Consider the following 19137-nt stretch of genomic DNA (forward strand, 5'->3'; position numbering starts at 1 on the left):
ATATATTTCGAAAGGAAGTGGAATCCCTCCATGGCTTGAGAATATATAGTATCTACTGGTTTATTTTATTGGAGCATTTAGAAGGAATATGCCAACTTTTGTATAATGTTAATTATATGAGAGAAGGTGTGTAAGTAATGAATAAACTAAATAGATTTTTATATTTGACAATAGGGTTGAGTCTTTTGTCAATTGTACTTCCTATTATCTTTTTGCAGATTGATTGTGTTAAAACATTTGCATTAAAAACTTTCCATACGAGAGAAAATGCATACGGATACTTGCAATTTGTTGGAAGCTTTTTAGGTGTTGTAGCTACTATATCAGCAACTATAATATTACAAGAAAAGCAGAAGTACCAAAAAGATAAAGATGAAAACAAGAAAGCAATGCTCAATTTATATGTACAATTAGAAAGAGCATTTGAAAAATATAAAGAAGCTCAAAGAAGTAATTTAGGATATGGAGATTTCCAGGAAGTTTCACTTGAGGTTGATGCGTGTGGGCCAAGGAAGATATTTATAGATCCAAATTATATAAAAGATTTAGCTCAATTAAGACCAATGTTAAAGGATGAGATGTATGAAAACATTGGGCTGGGCTTTGATGCAATAATTAATTCATACAAAGCTTATTTGGAGTTAGAACAAGAACTAAATAGTATTAAAACGAGAGATTTTAGTGATTATTCAATGACTGCCGCTCTGAATAATAAATCTATAGGTGAATTGAGAGTGGAAATGATAAGAAAAAAGAATAACGAAATAGTGAAACATGTTGATTTTATATGCAAATTGTATGATGTAAAATATAAAAAAGTTTTAAAAAGATTATCAATGACTATATAGAAAGAGAGGTGGCATTAATGGCCAAGTTAACAGAGAAGCAAAAACTGTTTTGTGATGAATATTTAATAGACCTTAATGTCACACAAGCAGCTATAAGGGCAGGATACAGTAATTCATATGCAAATAAAAAGGCTTTTTTATTATTGGAAAAGCCTGAGATAAAAGAGCATATAGATAAACGAATGAAGGATAGGGAAAGACGTACCGAGATAACTCAAGATGTGGTATTAGAGGAACTAAGAAAGATAGCACTTGCAAAGCCAACGGATTTCTTTGAAATTGAAGATATGGGCCAATATAAGAGGGTTAATATCGTGTCAACCAAGGATATTCCAGAAGATAAGATTGGAGCTATAGCAAGTATAAAGCAAGGAGCTAATGGAATAGAAGTTAAGCTTCATGATAGATTAAAAGCTTTAGAACTTATTGGAAGACATCTAGGAATGTTCAAAGATAAAATTGAGATTAGCAAAGATAATACTAAGGTTGATGTTAACATAGATGATATGCTTAATGAAATAAAAGAGGATAATGATATAGAAGATATTTCCCAAATTAAAAAATAAGAAAATATATAAAGACTTGAAATTATTTCGCAAAGTTGCAGTTTAGCGAAATAATTAAAGAAAGTGAAATATTAAGGAATGGCTTAAATACTTGTTTTAGATAGGGTACAGTAATTATGTATAAGGAAATGCATAAAACAAGTGAATAATAAGTGTATAAACTATGAAATATGCATTTATTATCGAATAAATATTAATAATTATTTCCCGATATTCATGGCGTAAGTGTATTGATATTATAGCATAAATCTATGGGTGGGGTACCTTCTATTTTTGAAAATGAGAAAAGTGGGTCGACAAGCTCCATAAAATTTCTCTATAATTTTTAAACTCGAAAGAAATAATGACAAAATGGAAGGTCTATTAAAAGAAATTAAGGAAACTAAGGCTGAATTAAAAGAAAAATATGGTTGCGAATTGTAATTTTTAGCAGGAATATGCCAATTTTCGTATAATTCATTATATGGAAGGTGGTTAATAAAATGGATAAAAAATTTACTAATATGCTTTTACAGTTTGTTGGAGCGCTAAGCTTAATTGCTATAGTTATAGCATTATGTTTTCGATTTGGAGCTTATGGTGAACAATTGAAAATTAATGATTTCTTAGGGTATACTGCATCTTTTGGAGGTGCAATTTTAGGGTCTATGACTTCATTGGTTATTTTATATATAACAATAATTAATAGCAAAAAAGACTATGAAGATACTAAATTAAATGCTGTAATGCCTATATTAAAAATATGCAAGGATTTAAATAGTCAACAATACGACTTTGTGTTAGATGCTGATAATATAACGGAGTTTGGTAATATAAAAGAAGATGTAAAGTTGAAAATTAAAAATATAGGTGTAGGAACAGCCAGAGATATAAAGATAAAATTTAATAATAATTATGTAACAAACAGAGGAAAAGTAATAAATATGTTTGATTTGGGGGCAAATGAAAACACTAATTTTATAATAAGAATTGGTGAAATACAAAATATAGCAAAGGAATTAAACAAAGATACATATATTCCAATTATAATAGAGTATGTAGATGTGTATAGGAAAAGAAAGTATGAGCACTATTTAAAAGTTATAAAATTACAAGGATATAGTAGCTTTGAGATATATGAAAATGAAAAAGTTGATATAACTGAACTTTAAAAAATTTCAAGAACCCTAAAAATAGGGTTCTTTTATTATTCACAAAAAGGAGGAATAGCATGATATACTTTGACAACTTAAAATTTGATACAGAACTTAAATACGAGGTATATCTGTTAAATAAATACCTCACCAAACATTATGATTCAGGTACTGCGGATAAGCTTTTAAAGACTAATAGCAGGGATTTAGATAGACTCGCAAAGGCACTAAGTGACAAAGACATCGAATTTTTCTGTTTGTATTTCATGAGTGATACTTTTGTACCTAAAGGAATGAATGATGATGGAAGTTATCCAGTGGATCATATACCAAATGTAGCTAGACAACTTTCTAAAGGTCATTATGAGTTGTGGGATATTGCAAATGAAATATTTGTAGAAGATAAAAGAGATAAAGCAGCAATCATAGAACCAAGAGGATACGCAAAAACTACAATTTTTGATATGGCTGTTAGTGTATATTTACATTGCTACAAAAAATCTCTCTTTACTCTACTTGGAGCCAAAACTGATACAGATGCAACTCAATTCTTGGATTCGATTAAGAAAGTATTTAATGAGAATCAGAAGATTATTGAAAATTTTGGTAAACTGATTGACATTAAGGCTGTAAAAGCAAATGGGGAAAGATATACAGTTAATGCCAATGAAGTTGAGTTTACTAATGGAACTTATATTAGGACCGTTGGTTCTGGAACATCTGTTAGAGGTTCGAACTGGGGAGGAATTAGACCTACTGTATTTATAGGCGATGACTTTCAAGATGAAAAGAATATTTTAACAGATGCAGCAAGAGAAAAACAATATAGTAAATGGACAAAAGAAGTTGAAGAAGTTGGAGACAAAGCAGTTTATAGAAATGGTAAAAAAATAAAAGCCGCGACTAAGATAATTGCTATTGGAACAGTATTACATATTGATTGCCTAATGTCTAAGCTAAGCAGAAATGGTGATTATTATACTATTTTAAGGCGTGCAATAATTCTTGAAACTGACCAGACTGTTGAAGATATTTTCGAAAATGATTTGTGGCTACAATGTCATGATATATACTTCGATGAAAAACTAAATAAAGAAGAAAGAAAAGAAAAAGCTAAGCAATTCTATGAGGATCACAAGGAAGAAATGCAATTTGAAACCTGGTGGCCCGAAAAATGGGATTGCTTTAATGATTTAGCGATTAAATACTGGGAAGATAGAGCTGCATTTATGTCTGAGCTTATGAACGATGCTACAGCTATAGGCGAAAAGTGGTTTAAATCTATTGCTACTAGAACTAGTGAGGAGATAGAAAACCACAAATTTATCAAAACAGCTTTAGTTATAGATCCGGCAGCAAGCACAAGTAAGAAAAATGACTATACTGCTATGGGAGTGATGAGTAAAGCAACTAATGACTTTACTTATGTTCGTGATTTGCTAATGAAAAGACTTGGATATAATGACTATTGCGAAAAGGCCGTTGATTTTATTAGAAGACATGAAGATATTACTCATATTGTTATTGAGAAAAATACATTCATGGGTGCTGATGTTCTTAAAATACAAGAATTAATTGATAAAGAACCTAAATTAAAGAGTAGGCGCCTTGAATTTATTAATAAAATGCAGAAAACAAACAAGGATGAAAAAATAAGTACTGTTATGGATCCGGTAAATAATGGACAGATAGTTATAAATTCTGATTGTGAGGATAGTTCAGCAGCAGTTAAACAAGTATTAGAGTTCCAAGGTCAAAAATATACTCCTCATGATGATTTTATAGATATGATTTCAGAGGGTGAAAATGCTTTAAAAGAAATAAAAGTAGTTAGTAAAGTTGAAATATTCGATAGAAATTCATTATTTTAGGAGGAGGTGTTAATGTGGGATATATACAGGACAACTCAGAATTATTAAGTCATGTCCTGAGTGATTTTCGAAGTAGAAAAATACTATACGATAAGATGTATGATTATTGCATAGTGGGAGAAACAGATGCATATAAAAAGTATAAGCGAAATCCAAAAAGAAGTAATTTAAAAATTAAAGTTAACTTCATCAAAAAGTTTATTATGGAAGAAGTCGCTTATTTAGTTAGTAACAAAATCACTTATGGTAGCAAAAGTGATAATAAAGATATAATTGATTACATTGAACATAAGACGGCTCATTGGGATGAGAATCATGAAGAGAACGTTCTTAGGGATATGTTATCATTTGGCAGTGTCTACGAATTATATTATACAACTGAAAAAAATAATGAACTCTTTTTCAATGCAAAAGTAATAAGTCCTCGTGATGGCTATATTCTTGAAGATGATTTCGGGAATATATCAATGTTCTTAAGATTTTATAAAAAGAAATTTGATACAACGCAATATATAGATATTTACACACCAGATTATATTTATCATGTTGATGAAAGTTTTAATAAGATTGATGAACCTACTCCTAATAGATTTGGAGAGGTTCCTGTAAGAGTTGGTGTAGTGAGTAAATATAAAGAACAGGATACTTTATTTAATGAGTTAAAGGATTTACAGGATGCTTTTTGTACGAATTTAAGTGATATTGTAAATGAAATATCCGACTATAGGTTAGCTTATTTACTCTTTTCTGGTTGTCAAATAGATGTGAAAAGTAAAGACGAAGATGGAAAAACACAACTTGATTACCTAAAAGAAAAAGGGGCAATTTCTGTTGATGCAAATGGAAAAGTGTCATTTGTAACTAAAGAAATTAATGATACAGCTGTTCAAAATACTCTAAATACATTGAAGAAAACAATGTATGAATTATCTAATCATATTGATACAAATGAAAAAATGCAATCAAATCTCAGTGGTTCTGCTCTTAGAAATAGACTTATAGGACTTGAACAAAGAATAAAGAACTCTGAAGGGTCAATGAAGAATATAATTAAGGGCAGACTATATTTTATGTTTAAATTGTTTAATAAACTTGAAAATTTAAATTATGATTATAGAGATATAGAAACCAAATTTACATTAAATATTCCTCAGGATGATTTAACAATAGCTCAAATTATATCCCAAATTCCAGATGGTGTTTTATCAAAAGCTACAATGAGAACATTGTTTAGTTTTATATTCAATTCTGAAAGAGAGCAAAAGCTTATTGATGCAGAAAAGCAAAAGGAACTGAATCATGAAGTAGATTTGGATAAGGTAATTAACAATAATGGATAAGAAAGAGCTCACTCCAGAGCAAGAATTTTTTAATGATAAAACATTGGAGTTTGCTAAAGAGCTATACGATCAAAATGATAACAAAATCAATGAAGCATATAAGGTACAGAAGGGAAATAGAGATGATCTTTTAAATAAAATAGCGAAGATACTATTATCGTATAATATTTTGGATAATATAATGAAATTAGGCCCAGAAGAAAAGAAGAATTTGTATTCAGAGTTAAGCAACTTAATTATTGATAAATTCAAATCAGAATTAGATTTTGAAACTAATTTAACTAAGAATATATTATACGACGTTGGTAAAAGTAAATATAGTACAAATAATTATCTTTATAGCCTCGGTACTGATTTTAAACTCACCCAAATTGACGATAAAGTGTTAGAAAATATTATTAATACTAAAGTTGAGGATAAACTTTGGTCAAATAGGTTATATAATAATAAAAATGATATGAGTAAGTTATTAAGAAATGAAATTAAAAAATTTCTTAATGGTGAAACTAATGTAAATGAAATAGAAAATAAAATAAAGAAAAAATATAATGAGAATGCATATGAAACAAAGAGATTAGTTCAAGATAATATATGTAGAGTTCAAGAGGGTGCTAATGATGTATGGCAACATGAGCATGGAATAAAGAAAGTTATGTATATGGCTACTCTTGATGGTAAAGTCTGCTCAAAGTGTGCTCAGTATGATACTAAAGTATTCGATATTGATAAAAAGCCTGTACAAATACCGCAGCATCCATTTTGTAGATGTGTTTATATATCATTACTGGATAAAGATTGGCATCCTAAAATGCGACTTGATAATGAAACTAAGCAAAATATTAATTGGCAAAGTTATCAAGAATGGGCTAATGGTCCAGGTGCTGAACATTTAAAGATGAAAAGAAGGACTAGCAATATTGGCGAATTTGCAAAACTTGAAGAGCCAATGCAATTAAAACATATTAGATCAGTCTGCAAAGAAGCTAAAATTGATTTAGAAGGAATAAAGATAAAAATACAAAGAGATAAGAGTTTAATTGACTTACCTTTTTTTGCTTCAGCAGATCCTAAAGATGTTGGTAGAATAGATTTATTCCCTGGTGCTTTTAAAAATAGAGATGAATTGTTAAGAACTATAGTGCATGAAAAAGTACATGTTGAACAGTACAAAAAATATGGTGGTCAATATGTAATGGAAAATAGAAATAAATTTGAAGAAGAGGCTTATAAAATTGAAGAAGAATGGTATAATGAATATAAGAAGAAGGGGTGATGTATGTGAAATGGATGGAATGTATAAAATCAATACATGATACAGGAAAATCAGGGAAATGCCCAAAATGTAATAGTAGAAATACAGATTATGCATATGTATTAGTAGATGAAGTTAATAATATGGGTTATTTGGATGTTTGGTGCAATGAATGCAAATCTATTGAACATATTAGCAGGGTAAAAATAGATGATACATTGAAACAAGTAATAAATGTTGATGATGTTGATTCTGTCATACCAAAATACAAATTAATTTAGAAGCACTTACTTAAGTTGAATAGGTAGGTGCTATTTTTATGCCTAAAATTAAGGTGGTGATCAAATATCTCGCAAAGCCAGCGTTAAGGCTTATTTTTATTTTAGGAGATGTTGAAATGATTAATTACTATTTTTTATCAATAGGGTTATATTGTTTTTCTTTGATGGTATTCATGCTTAGAGTATTAGCTAATAAGAAACAGATAAATTCTAAAGAAAGTAAAGAAAAATGGTTTATTTACGTAAGGTTAATTGTTGCAAGTTTCATACCAGTAGTAAATTTAATTATTGTTATTTGGAATATTTATATGTGTATATTAGCCGATAATGAAAAATTTATAAAATACATGAATGAATAAGTTTTATTTTAGGAGGAATTTAAAGTGAAAAATGATGATTTAGAAAAAGTAAAATCAATAATTAGAAGCCTTTATGGCATTGCTCTATTGGAATATGAAGACAAAAATCTTTTATCTGGAGATAATAAAACACGTTCCGAAAAACAGCAAGCATTATTACAAGAAGCGTATGAAATATTAAATAAATAAGATTAAATTTTAGGAGGAACTAAGAATATGAAAGAATTAAGTACAATCCAAAAGAGGGAAAAGTTAAATCAAGTTTTTGCAGCAGATGGAGAAGGCCCAGGAGGTGCGCATCATGAATATAGAATTCAATATGAATTGTTTCCCGTTGGAAAATCTAAAGAGACTCATATTATTTCAAAGATACAATTTCAAAAAGGACCAAGAAAAGAAGAAGATTCGACTCATGGTGTAATTGACACTGACCTATTAGAAATAGTAAGAGACAGATTAAAGTCATTTCAAGCTGGACCATTTGAAAGTAGAGAAAATGCATGTGCATTAACTCATATTGAAGAGGCTTTAATGTGGATGAATAGAAGAGTTGAAGACAGGATAGAAAGAAATGTTCTTGGTAAAAATGAAAAGTAATTAAGTCTTAGAAATAAGGCTTTTTATTTTGCCCTTAGCATGGCGAGAAAAGGCTGAAAATTTCAAATAATAAATATATACAAAATTAGAAAATATTTATGTTCTAGGGCGTGTCTCACATGGTCTAGGGGATAGGAGGAATATAACATGAAAAAAGCAGAGTTATTAAAGAAAGTTGAAGCATCAAAAGATGAAGATGATATTAATGATCTATTAAAGGGGACTGATATCGAATCAACTTTTAAAGTTGAGCCGACTTTAGATGCCTTTAAGGCCAAGTTAGAAAGCGATAAAGCTTTTAAATCTTTTATTGATTCAGAAAAAGATACACATGCTAATAAAGCACTAGAAACTTGGAAGACTAACAATTTACCAACACTTATTAACGATGAAGTTCTTAAGGCTACTGGCAAGAAAAAGACTCCAGAACAAATTAAGATTGAAGAGCTGGAAAGAAAATTTAATGAGAAAGAAGTTGAAGCACAGAATTTAGCAAATCAATCTAAAATTAAAGATTTGTTAACACAGTCTGGTTTTGACCCTACAAAGACTATCGAGTTCTTTAATACTAGCAACGTGGAAAATGTTGAAGCTAGCATTGGAAACTTTAAAAGTATAATTGATGAAATGGTTAGCAGTGGTGTAAAAAAGGCAATAGCTGATGGCAATTATACTCCACCAGGTGAAAATGGTGCTGGTGAATTAACCGCAGATGATTTAGTAAAAATGATGATGTAAAAATAATAAATTATAAAAATTGGAGAGTGATATTTTATGGCAGTTAACACAATTGCATATGCAACTTTATTTCAAGAAGCATTAGATAAACAAGCAGTAGCTAAATTAACATCAGGATGGATGGATGCTAATGCAGGTCAGGTAATTTACAATGGTGGTAAAGAAGTAAAAATTCCTAAGATATCTATGGATGGATTAGGAGATTACGACAGATCAAAAGGTTTTGCAGATGGTGCAATAGTTTTAGAATATGAAACTAAGACTATGACAATGGATAGAGGCAGAACATTTATGTTAGATAGTATGGATGTCAATGAATCTAACTTTGTTGCTAATGCTACTAATGTAATGGGACAATTTCAAGCAACTAAGGTTGTTCCGGAAATTGATTCTTTCAGATACTCTAAGATTGCAAGTTTGGCTATTGAAGCGACAGTTGCTGAAGGTTCTACAAGTGTATTAGCAACTGGCGGAAATACAATAACTACATCAAATGTACTTGAGTTGCTAAAAGCTGATATTGCTGCTATTCAAGATATTGTTGGTGGAGATGTTCCTTTAGTTATATCTATGTCTGCTTTAATTTCATCAATTTTAGATCAAAGCGATAAGTTTAACAAATACATTTGTTCTTGCGATTTCCAAAAGGGAGATATTCAAACTAAAGTTCAATCTATTGATAATATTCCAATAATAAAAGTTCCAAGTGCGAGATTAAAAACAGCATATGAGTTTTATGATGGTAAGACATCTGGTCAAACTGCAGGTGGATTTAAAGTTTCTGCTACTGCTAAAAATATTAACTGGATGATAACCCCGTTAACAGCACCAATTGCAGTAAATAAGACCGATAAGGTTAGAATTTTTGATCCTGATACAAATCAAGATGCGGATGCATGGAAATTGGATTATAGAAAGTATCATGATTTATGGATAATGGATGAAGCTCTAAAACTTTGCAGAATAAATATTAAGGAAGCATTAAGCTAGGAAATTTTATTCCTGGCTTTTTCTTTAAGGAAGGATGATTGTTTTGTATAAATTAAAAAAATTAAATGTGGTTAAAGTTGTTGAAGCCGAAAATGAAAAAGATAAGCTAATTGCTAATGGATTTAAAATATTAGAGGAAAAAATAGATGATAAGGGCAAAAAGTAATGTTAGAAGATATCAAAACATTAATTGGATTAACTACAGATAAAGAAGATTCTAAGTTGAATATATACATTAGCATGGCTATAACTCTTATTAAAAATTATTTAAACAATGATTTGTTAGATGATCAATATATAAAGGATAACTATAGTACTGCAATAACTTTAATAGTAACAAATGCATATGAGTGTAAAAAGAATGGAAACGGTGGAAATGTAAAATCAATTACGCAAGGGGCTAGAAGTGTAACGTATGGTGAAGATAAAGCTTTTTGCATAAATGACGATATTAAAGCCTTGTTACCTATTCCATATGTAAAATTGTATTATTAAGCAGGTGGCGTTATGCTCTATGATAAAGAAATTCAAATTTATATTTATGGAGATCATGATGATGAACATGGAATAAGCAGGACAGGTTATAAATTATTAATAACGCAGGATCCAATTATGGTAGATATACAGCCTTATAGTACTGAAAAAGCTAAGAAAGATTATGGATATGATATTGAGTGTACAAGAAGAATGTTTTGTGACATTATGCCAGAGATTACGGAAGATTGCATTATAAAGTATCAGGATAAATTTTATGAAATTACTGGGATCCCTTGGGATGATGATTACTTGGATGTTATGCTGCTAGAGAAAAAAGATGTGATAATTGTAGAAAATGGTGAGCAGTAATGTTGAGTTTTAATGACTTTAAGAAAAAAATGATGACAAAGTTTAGTAGAGTCAGCGGAATAATTATTGAAGAAATGGAAGAAAAGTCAACCATGTGTATCGGTGAGATTCAAAGTAGAACACCTGTAAAAAGTGGTAATTTAAGAAGATCAATGAGTCATGGCAAGGTAGAAATAGTTAAATTTAAGACTTATAAAATTAGAATAGGGAGTGCTCTTCCGTATGCTCAAGCAGTTGAAGAAGGGCATTTTCAAGAAGTAGGAAGGTATGTTCCTGCTATTGGCAAAAAATTAGTAAAAAGCTTTGTACCTGGGAGACATATGATTGGTGATAGTATAGAAATTTATCAAAGAGAGCTTCAGAAAAGTATTAAAGATAGAATTAGAAATGAGGTGTTTAAATGATTAAATATGTTGAGCTTTTATATAATACAACTGTTTTACTTAAAAAAACTTTTGGGTATAAAATTTCAATTAAAAAGAATGAACAGGAAGTAAAGATCCCTACATTTTTTGTATCGGTAACACCTTTAACAACTGATCCTTATTTAAGATATAATGAGAAACTTGTTAATATCTCTATAACTTTTACTGACAAAGTAGTTACCGAGGAGCAATTGCTTGATATGCAGGACCAATTAAACGAATTATTTGATATATACTTGGACATAGGAAGTAGAAAACTGGTATTTGGTAAGAAGAAATTTAATAAAGCTGATGAGTTTGTCACATTAATATTGACGTTAAATTACTTAGATGACAAAACTACTATTCCGGATCAAGAAAAGTACACTAAATTAATGGAAGAATTAATATACAGGGAGGGTGATAAATAGATGGCGATGCAAAAAATTCTGATTTTGCTTAAAGCACTTGCTGAAAGTGGATCCAGTAGAAGTAAAAGAGGGATTGTGTGTTTAATATTAGATGATCCTAAGGTAACTGGATTGCATACTTACACAAGATTACGAAATGTAAAGGAAGAATACTCAGCAGATAATAAAGCTATAATTACTAGGTGTTTTAGTGATAGAGGTGTTAAGAATCTAAAAGTAGCATGCTTTAATTCAGCGGCTCAAACTCCAGAGACTATAGAAAAGGCACTTACAATATTAAATGATGTTAAATTTAATTACATGGCGTGTCCTACAGTATCGGATAATAATGATAAATTGAAAATTGCTCAGTTTATTAAGGATCAAAGAAAGAATAATAATATATTAGTAAAAGCGGTCCTTCATGATTACGCTGGTGATTATGAGGGGCTTATTAATTTTATAAATAATAAAATAAATATGTCAGATGGAACAACAACTTATACAGGATTAGAATTTACAGTTGACATTGCTTGTTTAGCTGCTAATTGTGGTTTAGATAGTTCACTTACTAATATGGTAGTAGATGGAGTTAAATCAGTTGATGTTGTTGGTGATGATTTAGATACTTTAGTTGATGAAGGAAAGCTATTCTTATTCTATGATAATGATTTAGAATCAGTAGTTTTGTCTAAGGGTGTTAATTCTAAAGTAACTATTGGAGCTGATGAAAAGGACTCACTAAAAAAAATTAGAGTAGTTGATATTTTCGATATGATTAGAGATGATCTTAAAGTAACTTTCAAGAAGAGTTACCAAGGTAAAGTTAATAATTCTTTAAGCAAAAAAAGACTACTCGTATCAGCTTTTAATTCATATATGAGGACCATGGTTAAGCAAGGGGCCCTAAATGATGGTGAAACGTCTGAAACTTGGCTAGATGTGGAAGCACAGAAGGATTATTTAGAAGATCAAAAGGGTTATGATTGCTCAAACATGAAAGATGAAGAAATACTAGCATGTGATACAGATGAAAAAGTATTTGTTAAAGGAAGAGTTTATGTTGTTGATGCTATGGAAGATTTAGATCTTATCTTAAATTATTAGTAGAGGAAGTGATTAGATGGAAAAGTTTGAAGCTAAGGACGTCATTAATGGCAAGTTTTTCTCATTATGGCTAGATGGTGATATGTATGCAGAAGTAAAAGCAGCTTCAGCAGAATCATCACTAACAACCGAAAAGATTCCTATAGCTGGTCAGTTGGGAAATGGGACAGTTGTAACTGGCGCAGAAGGAACAGGTACAATAACATTCCATAAAGTCTTTAGCGATTTGCCAAGTAGAATCAATGATAAAATTAAGGCGGGGTTACCGTTTAATTTTGATTTAATTTCAGAATTAAATGATCCAAGCCAAGATGGTGTTGAAAGAGTTATGATAGAGGATTGCACACTAACCAAGTTCAAAGTCATAGATGCTGATATAACTAAAATGTTAGAGAGCACCTATGACTTTTCTTATGATCCATGTAAAGTAACATACGAATAGAAAGGATGATATTGATATGGCAATTAAAATAGAGGACCTACTTAAGAATAAAGGTATTTTAGATGAGAAGATAAGTGAAAAGACGAAGGAATTAACAATTAAGTCTTTAAAGGAAAACGGAATCGGAGATGGCAAAATAATAATTAAATCATTAGATATGGATACAATACAAAGCGCCATTAGGGAAGCAAAAGGCGATATGTATAAATCGAGTATAATTGCATGCTATAAAGGTATAGTTGAGCCAAATTTAAAAGATAAAAAATTGCATGAGGGATATGGATGTAAAACCAATCCTCATGGGATTGTTAACCACTTTTTAGATCCAAGTGAAGTTAAAGCAGTTTCAGATGAAATATCAGCATTAAGTGGTGTTGGTAGAGATGCAAGTGAAGTAATTGAAAAGATAAAAAAGTAATAAAAAAAGACCGAGAATTCAGAATGATTTCTTATTACATAGATAGAGGACATGAAATCAAAGAATTACTTGGTCTTTCTTATTATGAAACACTGTTTTATATAGCAAGTATGGAATTAAATCATGAAGAAGATTTAGATGAGAAAATATCATTGAATCCATTTATAAAGAAAAAGTGAGGTGAGTAATTATGGAGGATTTCTTTGGAGGGAGCCTGTTAATTAAAGATGCTTTTTCAAATACATTTAATCAGTTTGATAATTCTGTTTCTAAAGCATCGAATGGATTTAAAATGTTTACTAGTTCAATAGGTCAAAGTGAAAGAGTAAATAGGTTAGCTACTCAAAATATGAAAAGCCAAATTGCTCAACTTTCACAGACTTATACTAAAGAAGGTTATACCATGGGGCAGGCACTCAGAAAGGCTACAAGTGAAATTTCCAGAGAAGCTCCGAAGAGCGGTAATTTGTGGGTTGATGCTTTTGGACGTATAAAACAAGTTGGTGTTGATGCATTCACAGGGATAGGAAATAAAATGCAAGCTTTTAGTAATTCCACGTTAGGAATGGTGGCTAAAATAACAGGAGGCCTTATTTCTTTAAAAGCTGCTAAAGAAGGATTAGGTGAAGGTTTTAAAACTGCTATGGAATTTCAGGATAGCAGGATGACTCTTGATACATTGTATGGGAGTGCCGCTAAAGGTGGAGAAAAGTTTAAAATGGCAACAGATTTTGCGAATGAAACACCTTGGGAAGAATCTGAAACAGTTGGATCTCTAGTTAAAATGAAAGCTTATGGATTAGATGATAGTAAAAAAATGATGACTATGATGTCAGATTTAGGAGCAACATTTAAATCTATGGGGCAAAACATGGATACAGCCACAGAGGCTTATGCAGATATGATAAATGGCCAATGGGAACGTATGACCCAATTTGGAATTAAACGTGAAACGTTAGATAAGTTTGCAAAAGATAATGGTATGAAGGCTTTTGATAATAAGCAAGGACAAATTACAGACAAGGATGCATTAGCAAAAGTATTTGGACAGTATATGAAAGATAAAAATTATACTGGAATGACAGATAAGTTAAGTCAAACTGCCAGTGGAAAGTTATCTACTATGACTGGAAATCTAAAGAAGTCTTTAGCCGAATTAGTTGGTATTGCTGAGGATGGAAGTGTTAAGAGTGGATCATTATTTGAGAAATTTATAAATGGAATGCAAAATTTTATTAGCAAAATGGATTCATTTGCTGGAAGTGAAAACTTTAATAAAATTTCAAATGCTCTTGGAGATATAGGTGGAGCAATTTCAACTGGATTTGGTTACTTAATGGAGCATCCGGAAATTGCATCGAGTTTGATAAAACTTAGTATAGGTATGTGGGGATTAGGGAAAGTAGCAGGTACAGTAAGTAATGTTGGCAGTTTAATTAAAGAATTTGGAAAAGATGGAGCACTTGAATCTTTGGGAACATTACTAGTTAGAATAAATCCATGTGTTTTAGCAACGGCTGGTGGATTTTTAGTGCTAAAATCATTACTTTCTCCAGATGGAATGTTAAACAGAGGTCTTAGCTGGTTAATAGGTAAAATTCCTGTTTTCGGAGAAGAATTGCAAAAAGGCTGGGATGAGAATTCAAATGCTTTAGCGGAATTCTTTAATGAGGCCAAAAAAGGTTGGGAGTTAATACTAGGAATTAAAAGCCCAGACGATATATTTAATAAGCAAGATGAAAATGTTGATCCAAGCACCTTGAAGTGGTATGGAGGTAAGGATGGTAAAACATTAATAACTGATAATTCGAATGTCAAGTTTGCTACTGCAGGTGATTTGATGAAAAGTGGAGCTATAACAAAAACAAATGCTAGTAATCAATCTAATAATAAAACTGAGGTTAATTTTAATATTAATAAAGTTGAAAAAACTGCCGATATTGATGAATTCATGGAGGAAGCAGTAAAGAGAATAGATAAACATTCACAAATAAGAAATAACTTAGATGATTAGAAAGGTGTGAGAATGTGAGTGATTTAAGAAGGGTATGGATTAAAAGTTTTGCTGAAAATCTAGAAATTGTATTACCTATCACGCCTTTTCCTAAATTTAAAGAAAGTATGTCCACTAACGTTCAAGAGTTATTTGGATTTGGGGAAATAGATTCAGGATCAAATGTTAAGTTAGATACTTGGACATGTGAGAGCTTTTTCCCATATGAAAATAATAATTATAGTTTTGATGTTTCTTATATAAAGTATGCTCCAGAATATTATGTTGAAGTTTTGTCTAGGTGGATGAAACAGGAGCAGGTACTTGAATTTCAATATTATACTGCTAGCAAAACTTTAAATGCATATTACTGCAAAATAGTAGGCTTTGATCATGAAGAAAGGAATGGAAGTAAGAATGTTTATTATACATTGTATTTTAGAGAACATAAAGAATTAAACGTAGAATACCAAGGTTCTGTTAATAGTGCTGCAATTGCAGCTAGCTATGGAAGTGATACTTATTATGTAGCTGAAGGAGATACCTTAATAACTATTGCTGCAAAGATATATGGGGATAGTACAAAGTGGAGTTATTTAATGAATAATAATAATCTTAAGAATCCATTAGATATAACTGCTGGACAAAGTTTGAAATTGTGAGGTTTGTATTATGAATGATCTAAAATTACAAGTACGGAAGTGGAATGATACAGCGAATTATCATTATATACAAGATTATTGTACGTCAATAAAATTATCTAATAGTTTTAGCCAAATTGCTGCAGAGTTGAGTTTTGAAGTACCATATGCAACATTATCAGCCTCATTATTGGCTTTAAATATTGAGATGGGAGATTTAGTAACTTTATTTTATAAAGAAACTCAAATCTTTAATGGAAAAGTTATTGATACAAATCTAAAAGGTAAAGCTCAAACATTATCAGTAAACTGCTATGACTATACATGGTGGGTTTGTAAATCTAATATAACTAGAAATTTTAGTAAAATATCAGTTAGGGATGCATTAATAGATATTTATAAGTCTCTTGGAGCAAGTTATCAAATCGATAGTGAGCTTGGTGATAATGGAAATATTATTATAGATAGTCATTTGGTTAAAAATAAACCAGCTTCAAAGGTTTTGTATGCAATATATAGCGAAGTTACTAAGGCTAAATCTGGTGTTTATTATTACATGCATACAGAGGGTGATGGATCAACACTTACTATTACTGAGGCAGATAAGTATTATAGTGGATTAACAATACAATCTCCAACATCTAAGAATTCAGCAGATGGTAATTTGATTGATTATGAAATAAGCGAATCAATGCAAAACATGATTACAACTATTGAATTTCATAAGACCAATGGTGAAGTATACAGTGAGATTGGGAAAGGTGGAGCAATATCTTTACCTGATGACGATATCAAGAGATTTGGCACCATTCAGGAAAATATTGAGGTAGATGATGATGATACAAAAGCAATAAAAGCACAAGCGGAAGGGAACCAAAAGTTAAATGTACAAGGTAAACCATCAGAAGATCTTGAAGTCACTTGCATAGGTGATATAGGATATCAAGTAGCTTATGGAGTAATGGTAAAGATTCCAGGGACTAATTATTATGATAAGTTCATGTATATAGTTTCAAGTGAATGGAGCTGGGCTAAGAATAGCAAATTTGATAAAGAATTTAAATTTATAAGTAAATTAACTCTATCACCAAGTAAAAATCAAAATTTAACTGAGTGGACAGATATTGAAGAGAAACAAGATAGTAATTCCAATAATATTGGCACATCAAGTGATTTAGTAAATAGAATTATTGTTGAGTTAAAGAGACATTTAGGTTTAGCTTATAAATGGGCGGGAAAATCTCCAGCTGATGGTGGTATGGACTGTTCTGGATATATAGCTTATGTTTATAATCAATTTGCAAGTGAGCTTGAAATAAAGTCAGGTGATGGTAATTTATATCCACAAACAGAAATCATGATGACCGAAGGAAAGGATGTGACTAGTGATTTTCCTGATAATCTTAGAGCATGTGATATCGTATTTCCGCATAAAGGCCACGTTCAAGCCTATATAGGTAATGGCAAGGTTATACACTCTCCACAAACAGGGGATGTTGTAAAAATATCTGATTTGAATAGAAATAAAATTGCTAAAGTAATAAGAGTTGTTCCAGATAGTGCGTGGAAGACTGAATCAAGTTCAGATGGTGCGGCTAGTGATCTTGCATCAAGTAATCTTATTGAATTTATTAAGGGATGGGAACAGTTTGTATCTCCAGCTGAAGATGATGGGTATGGAAACTTAACTATAGGATATGGGACTACTCAGAAAGCTAATCCAGGTGCCGTTGCACAAGGAACTTGTACGGAAGAAGAAGCGACTAAATGGTTGACTGAAGAAGTGAATAAATGTGCTAAAACAATTAAAAATGCACTGGATAAAGATAATGTATCATTGCCACAAAATCAATTTGATTGTTTGTTAGATATAGGATATAACAATGGAACAGGGGATTTGATAGGAGGCAATACATGGAATTCCATCATTAATGGCGAAGATAAAAATACTATTGCAAACCATATTTTAAGTTGGAATCACGCAAATGGTTCGGTATCCGATGGGCTAACAAAAAGATGTGCTGCGAGAGTTAGAATGTTTTTTGACGGAGTATATGATAGTACACATTAAGGAGATGGTTAAGTGGTTAAATGGGAAGAAAAATGGATAAAACATGTTGAAAAAGCATCCCAAAATGCTATTGATGTAAAAGAGATAGAGATAGGAAGAATTGTTTCAGTAAATCCGTTAGAGATTATAAATGGAGAATTATCTTTGTTCAAAGATAATTTATACATAAATCCTAATTTATTAGATCATACAAGAGAATTTCATGTTTTAACAGGAACTATTGGAGGTAGTACAACTACTATTTCTAATGGCTCTATTTTTTTAAAAACGGAATTAAATCAAGATGATTTAGTTGCACTAGTAAAACTAAATAAAAAGAAATATTTAGTTTTATGTAAGATAGGAGGAATGTAATGAGTATTTTCCCAAGTGATTATAATCAAGCAAGCAATAAAAGCAAAAATGTAATAACTAAATCAGAATCTCTACCTTTGTTAAAAGAATATGCGATTGATTTTGATAGTGGTGAAATTTTAACTGATGAAAAAGGAAAGTTCTATATAGTTGACGGAATTGAAGCTGTAAAAGTTAGGTGCTGGTTAGCATTAAAAATTCAAAAGGGAAGGTATTTGATTTATCCTAATGAAGGCAATAACCTTAAAAGTTTAATGGGAAAAGATATTACTTACGTAAATAAAAATATTCAATCAATATTAAATGAGGCATTAGTTGATGGCATGTATGTAACATCCATAAATAATATAAGTGTTGAACAAAATGGAGATATATTTACAACAGAATTTACAATAAACTCTATCTATGGTTCCTATAATAAGGAAGAAAGTTGGTGATAAAATGCCCTTCTATAAAAGTGCAGAAGATTATTATAA

General features: G+C 30.7%; 26 protein-coding genes. All 26 read left to right on the top strand.

What is annotated here, in order from left to right:
- The first annotated feature begins 137 nt into the window (after positions 1 to 137).
- Positions 138 to 848, top strand: coding sequence for a hypothetical protein (locus L3B96_RS04380; RefSeq protein ID WP_238858961.1), 711 nt, complete (start codon positions 138 to 140; stop codon positions 846 to 848).
- Positions 849 to 865: 17 nt separating this feature from the next.
- Positions 866 to 1414 carry a terminase small subunit gene (locus tag L3B96_RS04385; protein WP_238858962.1) on the top strand — a complete coding sequence of 183 codons (549 nt, stop codon included), beginning with the start codon at positions 866 to 868 and terminating at the stop codon, positions 1412 to 1414.
- 482 nt (positions 1415 to 1896) lie between these two features.
- Entirely contained in the window at positions 1897 to 2565 is a 669-nt protein-coding gene (locus L3B96_RS04390; protein ID WP_238858963.1) for a hypothetical protein, read from the top strand.
- A 59-nt stretch (positions 2566 to 2624) separates the two neighbouring features.
- Complete coding sequence (locus L3B96_RS04395; RefSeq protein ID WP_238858964.1) at positions 2625 to 4418, top strand: terminase; 1794 nt, start codon at positions 2625 to 2627, stop codon at positions 4416 to 4418.
- 14 nt (positions 4419 to 4432) lie between these two features.
- Entirely contained in the window at positions 4433 to 5758 is a 1326-nt protein-coding gene (locus L3B96_RS04400) for a phage portal protein (protein WP_238858965.1), read from the top strand.
- Positions 5751 to 7031 (top strand): minor capsid protein, encoded by a 1281-nt coding sequence (locus tag L3B96_RS04405; RefSeq protein ID WP_238858966.1) that lies wholly within the window; start codon positions 5751 to 5753, stop codon positions 7029 to 7031. The genes L3B96_RS04400 and L3B96_RS04405 overlap by 8 nt, the downstream gene beginning before the upstream one ends.
- A gap of 5 nt (positions 7032 to 7036) precedes the next feature.
- Positions 7037 to 7291 carry a hypothetical protein gene (locus L3B96_RS04410; protein WP_052482812.1) on the top strand — a complete coding sequence of 85 codons (255 nt, stop codon included), beginning with the start codon at positions 7037 to 7039 and terminating at the stop codon, positions 7289 to 7291.
- A 38-nt stretch (positions 7292 to 7329) separates the two neighbouring features.
- On the top strand, positions 7330 to 7650 hold the full coding sequence (locus tag L3B96_RS04415) for a hypothetical protein (protein WP_238858967.1): 321 nt from the start codon (positions 7330 to 7332) through the stop codon (positions 7648 to 7650).
- A gap of 24 nt (positions 7651 to 7674) precedes the next feature.
- The gene (locus L3B96_RS04420; protein ID WP_238858968.1) at positions 7675 to 7839 is read left to right on the top strand and encodes a hypothetical protein; all 165 of its coding nucleotides are present in this window, start codon (positions 7675 to 7677) and stop codon (positions 7837 to 7839) included.
- A gap of 27 nt (positions 7840 to 7866) precedes the next feature.
- Positions 7867 to 8247: an ABC transporter ATPase gene (locus tag L3B96_RS04425; protein WP_238858969.1), complete on the top strand. Its 381-nt coding sequence runs from the start codon at positions 7867 to 7869 to the stop codon at positions 8245 to 8247.
- 147 nt (positions 8248 to 8394) lie between these two features.
- The gene (locus L3B96_RS04430; protein ID WP_238858970.1) at positions 8395 to 8985 is read left to right on the top strand and encodes a DUF4355 domain-containing protein; all 591 of its coding nucleotides are present in this window, start codon (positions 8395 to 8397) and stop codon (positions 8983 to 8985) included.
- A 36-nt stretch (positions 8986 to 9021) separates the two neighbouring features.
- Positions 9022 to 9975 (top strand): hypothetical protein, encoded by a 954-nt coding sequence (locus L3B96_RS04435; RefSeq protein ID WP_238858971.1) that lies wholly within the window; start codon positions 9022 to 9024, stop codon positions 9973 to 9975.
- A gap of 43 nt (positions 9976 to 10018) precedes the next feature.
- The gene (locus L3B96_RS27170) at positions 10019 to 10141 is read left to right on the top strand and encodes a hypothetical protein (RefSeq protein ID WP_275297093.1); all 123 of its coding nucleotides are present in this window, start codon (positions 10019 to 10021) and stop codon (positions 10139 to 10141) included.
- Positions 10141 to 10470, top strand: coding sequence for a head-tail connector protein (locus L3B96_RS04440; RefSeq protein WP_238858972.1), 330 nt, complete (start codon positions 10141 to 10143; stop codon positions 10468 to 10470). Before L3B96_RS27170 ends, L3B96_RS04440 begins: the two co-directional genes overlap by 1 nt.
- 12 nt (positions 10471 to 10482) lie before the next feature.
- Positions 10483 to 10821 carry a hypothetical protein gene (locus tag L3B96_RS04445; RefSeq protein WP_238858973.1) on the top strand — a complete coding sequence of 113 codons (339 nt, stop codon included), beginning with the start codon at positions 10483 to 10485 and terminating at the stop codon, positions 10819 to 10821.
- The gene (locus L3B96_RS04450; protein WP_238858974.1) at positions 10821 to 11225 is read left to right on the top strand and encodes an HK97 gp10 family phage protein; all 405 of its coding nucleotides are present in this window, start codon (positions 10821 to 10823) and stop codon (positions 11223 to 11225) included. The genes L3B96_RS04445 and L3B96_RS04450 overlap by 1 nt, the downstream gene beginning before the upstream one ends.
- The gene (locus tag L3B96_RS04455) at positions 11222 to 11656 is read left to right on the top strand and encodes a DUF6838 family protein (RefSeq protein ID WP_238858975.1); all 435 of its coding nucleotides are present in this window, start codon (positions 11222 to 11224) and stop codon (positions 11654 to 11656) included. The genes L3B96_RS04450 and L3B96_RS04455 overlap by 4 nt, the downstream gene beginning before the upstream one ends.
- The gene (locus L3B96_RS04460; RefSeq protein WP_238858976.1) at positions 11657 to 12742 is read left to right on the top strand and encodes a phage tail sheath C-terminal domain-containing protein; all 1086 of its coding nucleotides are present in this window, start codon (positions 11657 to 11659) and stop codon (positions 12740 to 12742) included.
- Positions 12743 to 12758: 16 nt separating this feature from the next.
- Complete coding sequence (locus L3B96_RS04465; protein WP_077845006.1) at positions 12759 to 13184, top strand: phage tail tube protein; 426 nt, start codon at positions 12759 to 12761, stop codon at positions 13182 to 13184.
- Positions 13185 to 13200: 16 nt separating this feature from the next.
- On the top strand, positions 13201 to 13602 hold the full coding sequence (locus L3B96_RS04470; protein WP_238858977.1) for a hypothetical protein: 402 nt from the start codon (positions 13201 to 13203) through the stop codon (positions 13600 to 13602).
- 23 nt (positions 13603 to 13625) lie between these two features.
- Complete coding sequence (locus L3B96_RS04475; protein WP_238858978.1) at positions 13626 to 13781, top strand: hypothetical protein; 156 nt, start codon at positions 13626 to 13628, stop codon at positions 13779 to 13781.
- Between the two features lie 11 nt (positions 13782 to 13792).
- Positions 13793 to 15616, top strand: coding sequence for a hypothetical protein (locus L3B96_RS04480; RefSeq protein ID WP_238858979.1), 1824 nt, complete (start codon positions 13793 to 13795; stop codon positions 15614 to 15616).
- A 14-nt stretch (positions 15617 to 15630) separates the two neighbouring features.
- Positions 15631 to 16257 carry a LysM domain-containing protein gene (locus L3B96_RS27405; RefSeq protein ID WP_238858980.1) on the top strand — a complete coding sequence of 209 codons (627 nt, stop codon included), beginning with the start codon at positions 15631 to 15633 and terminating at the stop codon, positions 16255 to 16257.
- A gap of 10 nt (positions 16258 to 16267) precedes the next feature.
- Positions 16268 to 18307, top strand: coding sequence for an NlpC/P60 family protein (locus L3B96_RS04490; RefSeq protein ID WP_238858981.1), 2040 nt, complete (start codon positions 16268 to 16270; stop codon positions 18305 to 18307).
- 12 nt (positions 18308 to 18319) lie between these two features.
- A complete protein-coding gene (locus L3B96_RS04495; RefSeq protein ID WP_238858982.1) occupies positions 18320 to 18661 on the top strand; it encodes a DUF2577 family protein in 342 nt (113 codons plus the stop codon).
- The gene (locus L3B96_RS04500; RefSeq protein WP_238858983.1) at positions 18661 to 19098 is read left to right on the top strand and encodes a DUF2634 domain-containing protein; all 438 of its coding nucleotides are present in this window, start codon (positions 18661 to 18663) and stop codon (positions 19096 to 19098) included. Before L3B96_RS04495 ends, L3B96_RS04500 begins: the two co-directional genes overlap by 1 nt.
- The last annotated feature ends 39 nt before the right edge of the window (positions 19099 to 19137 follow it).

Origin of the sequence: Clostridium sp. YIM B02569, from assembly GCF_022320765.1 — a bacterium.
Classification (GTDB): domain Bacteria; phylum Bacillota; class Clostridia; order Clostridiales; family Clostridiaceae; genus Clostridium; species Clostridium beijerinckii.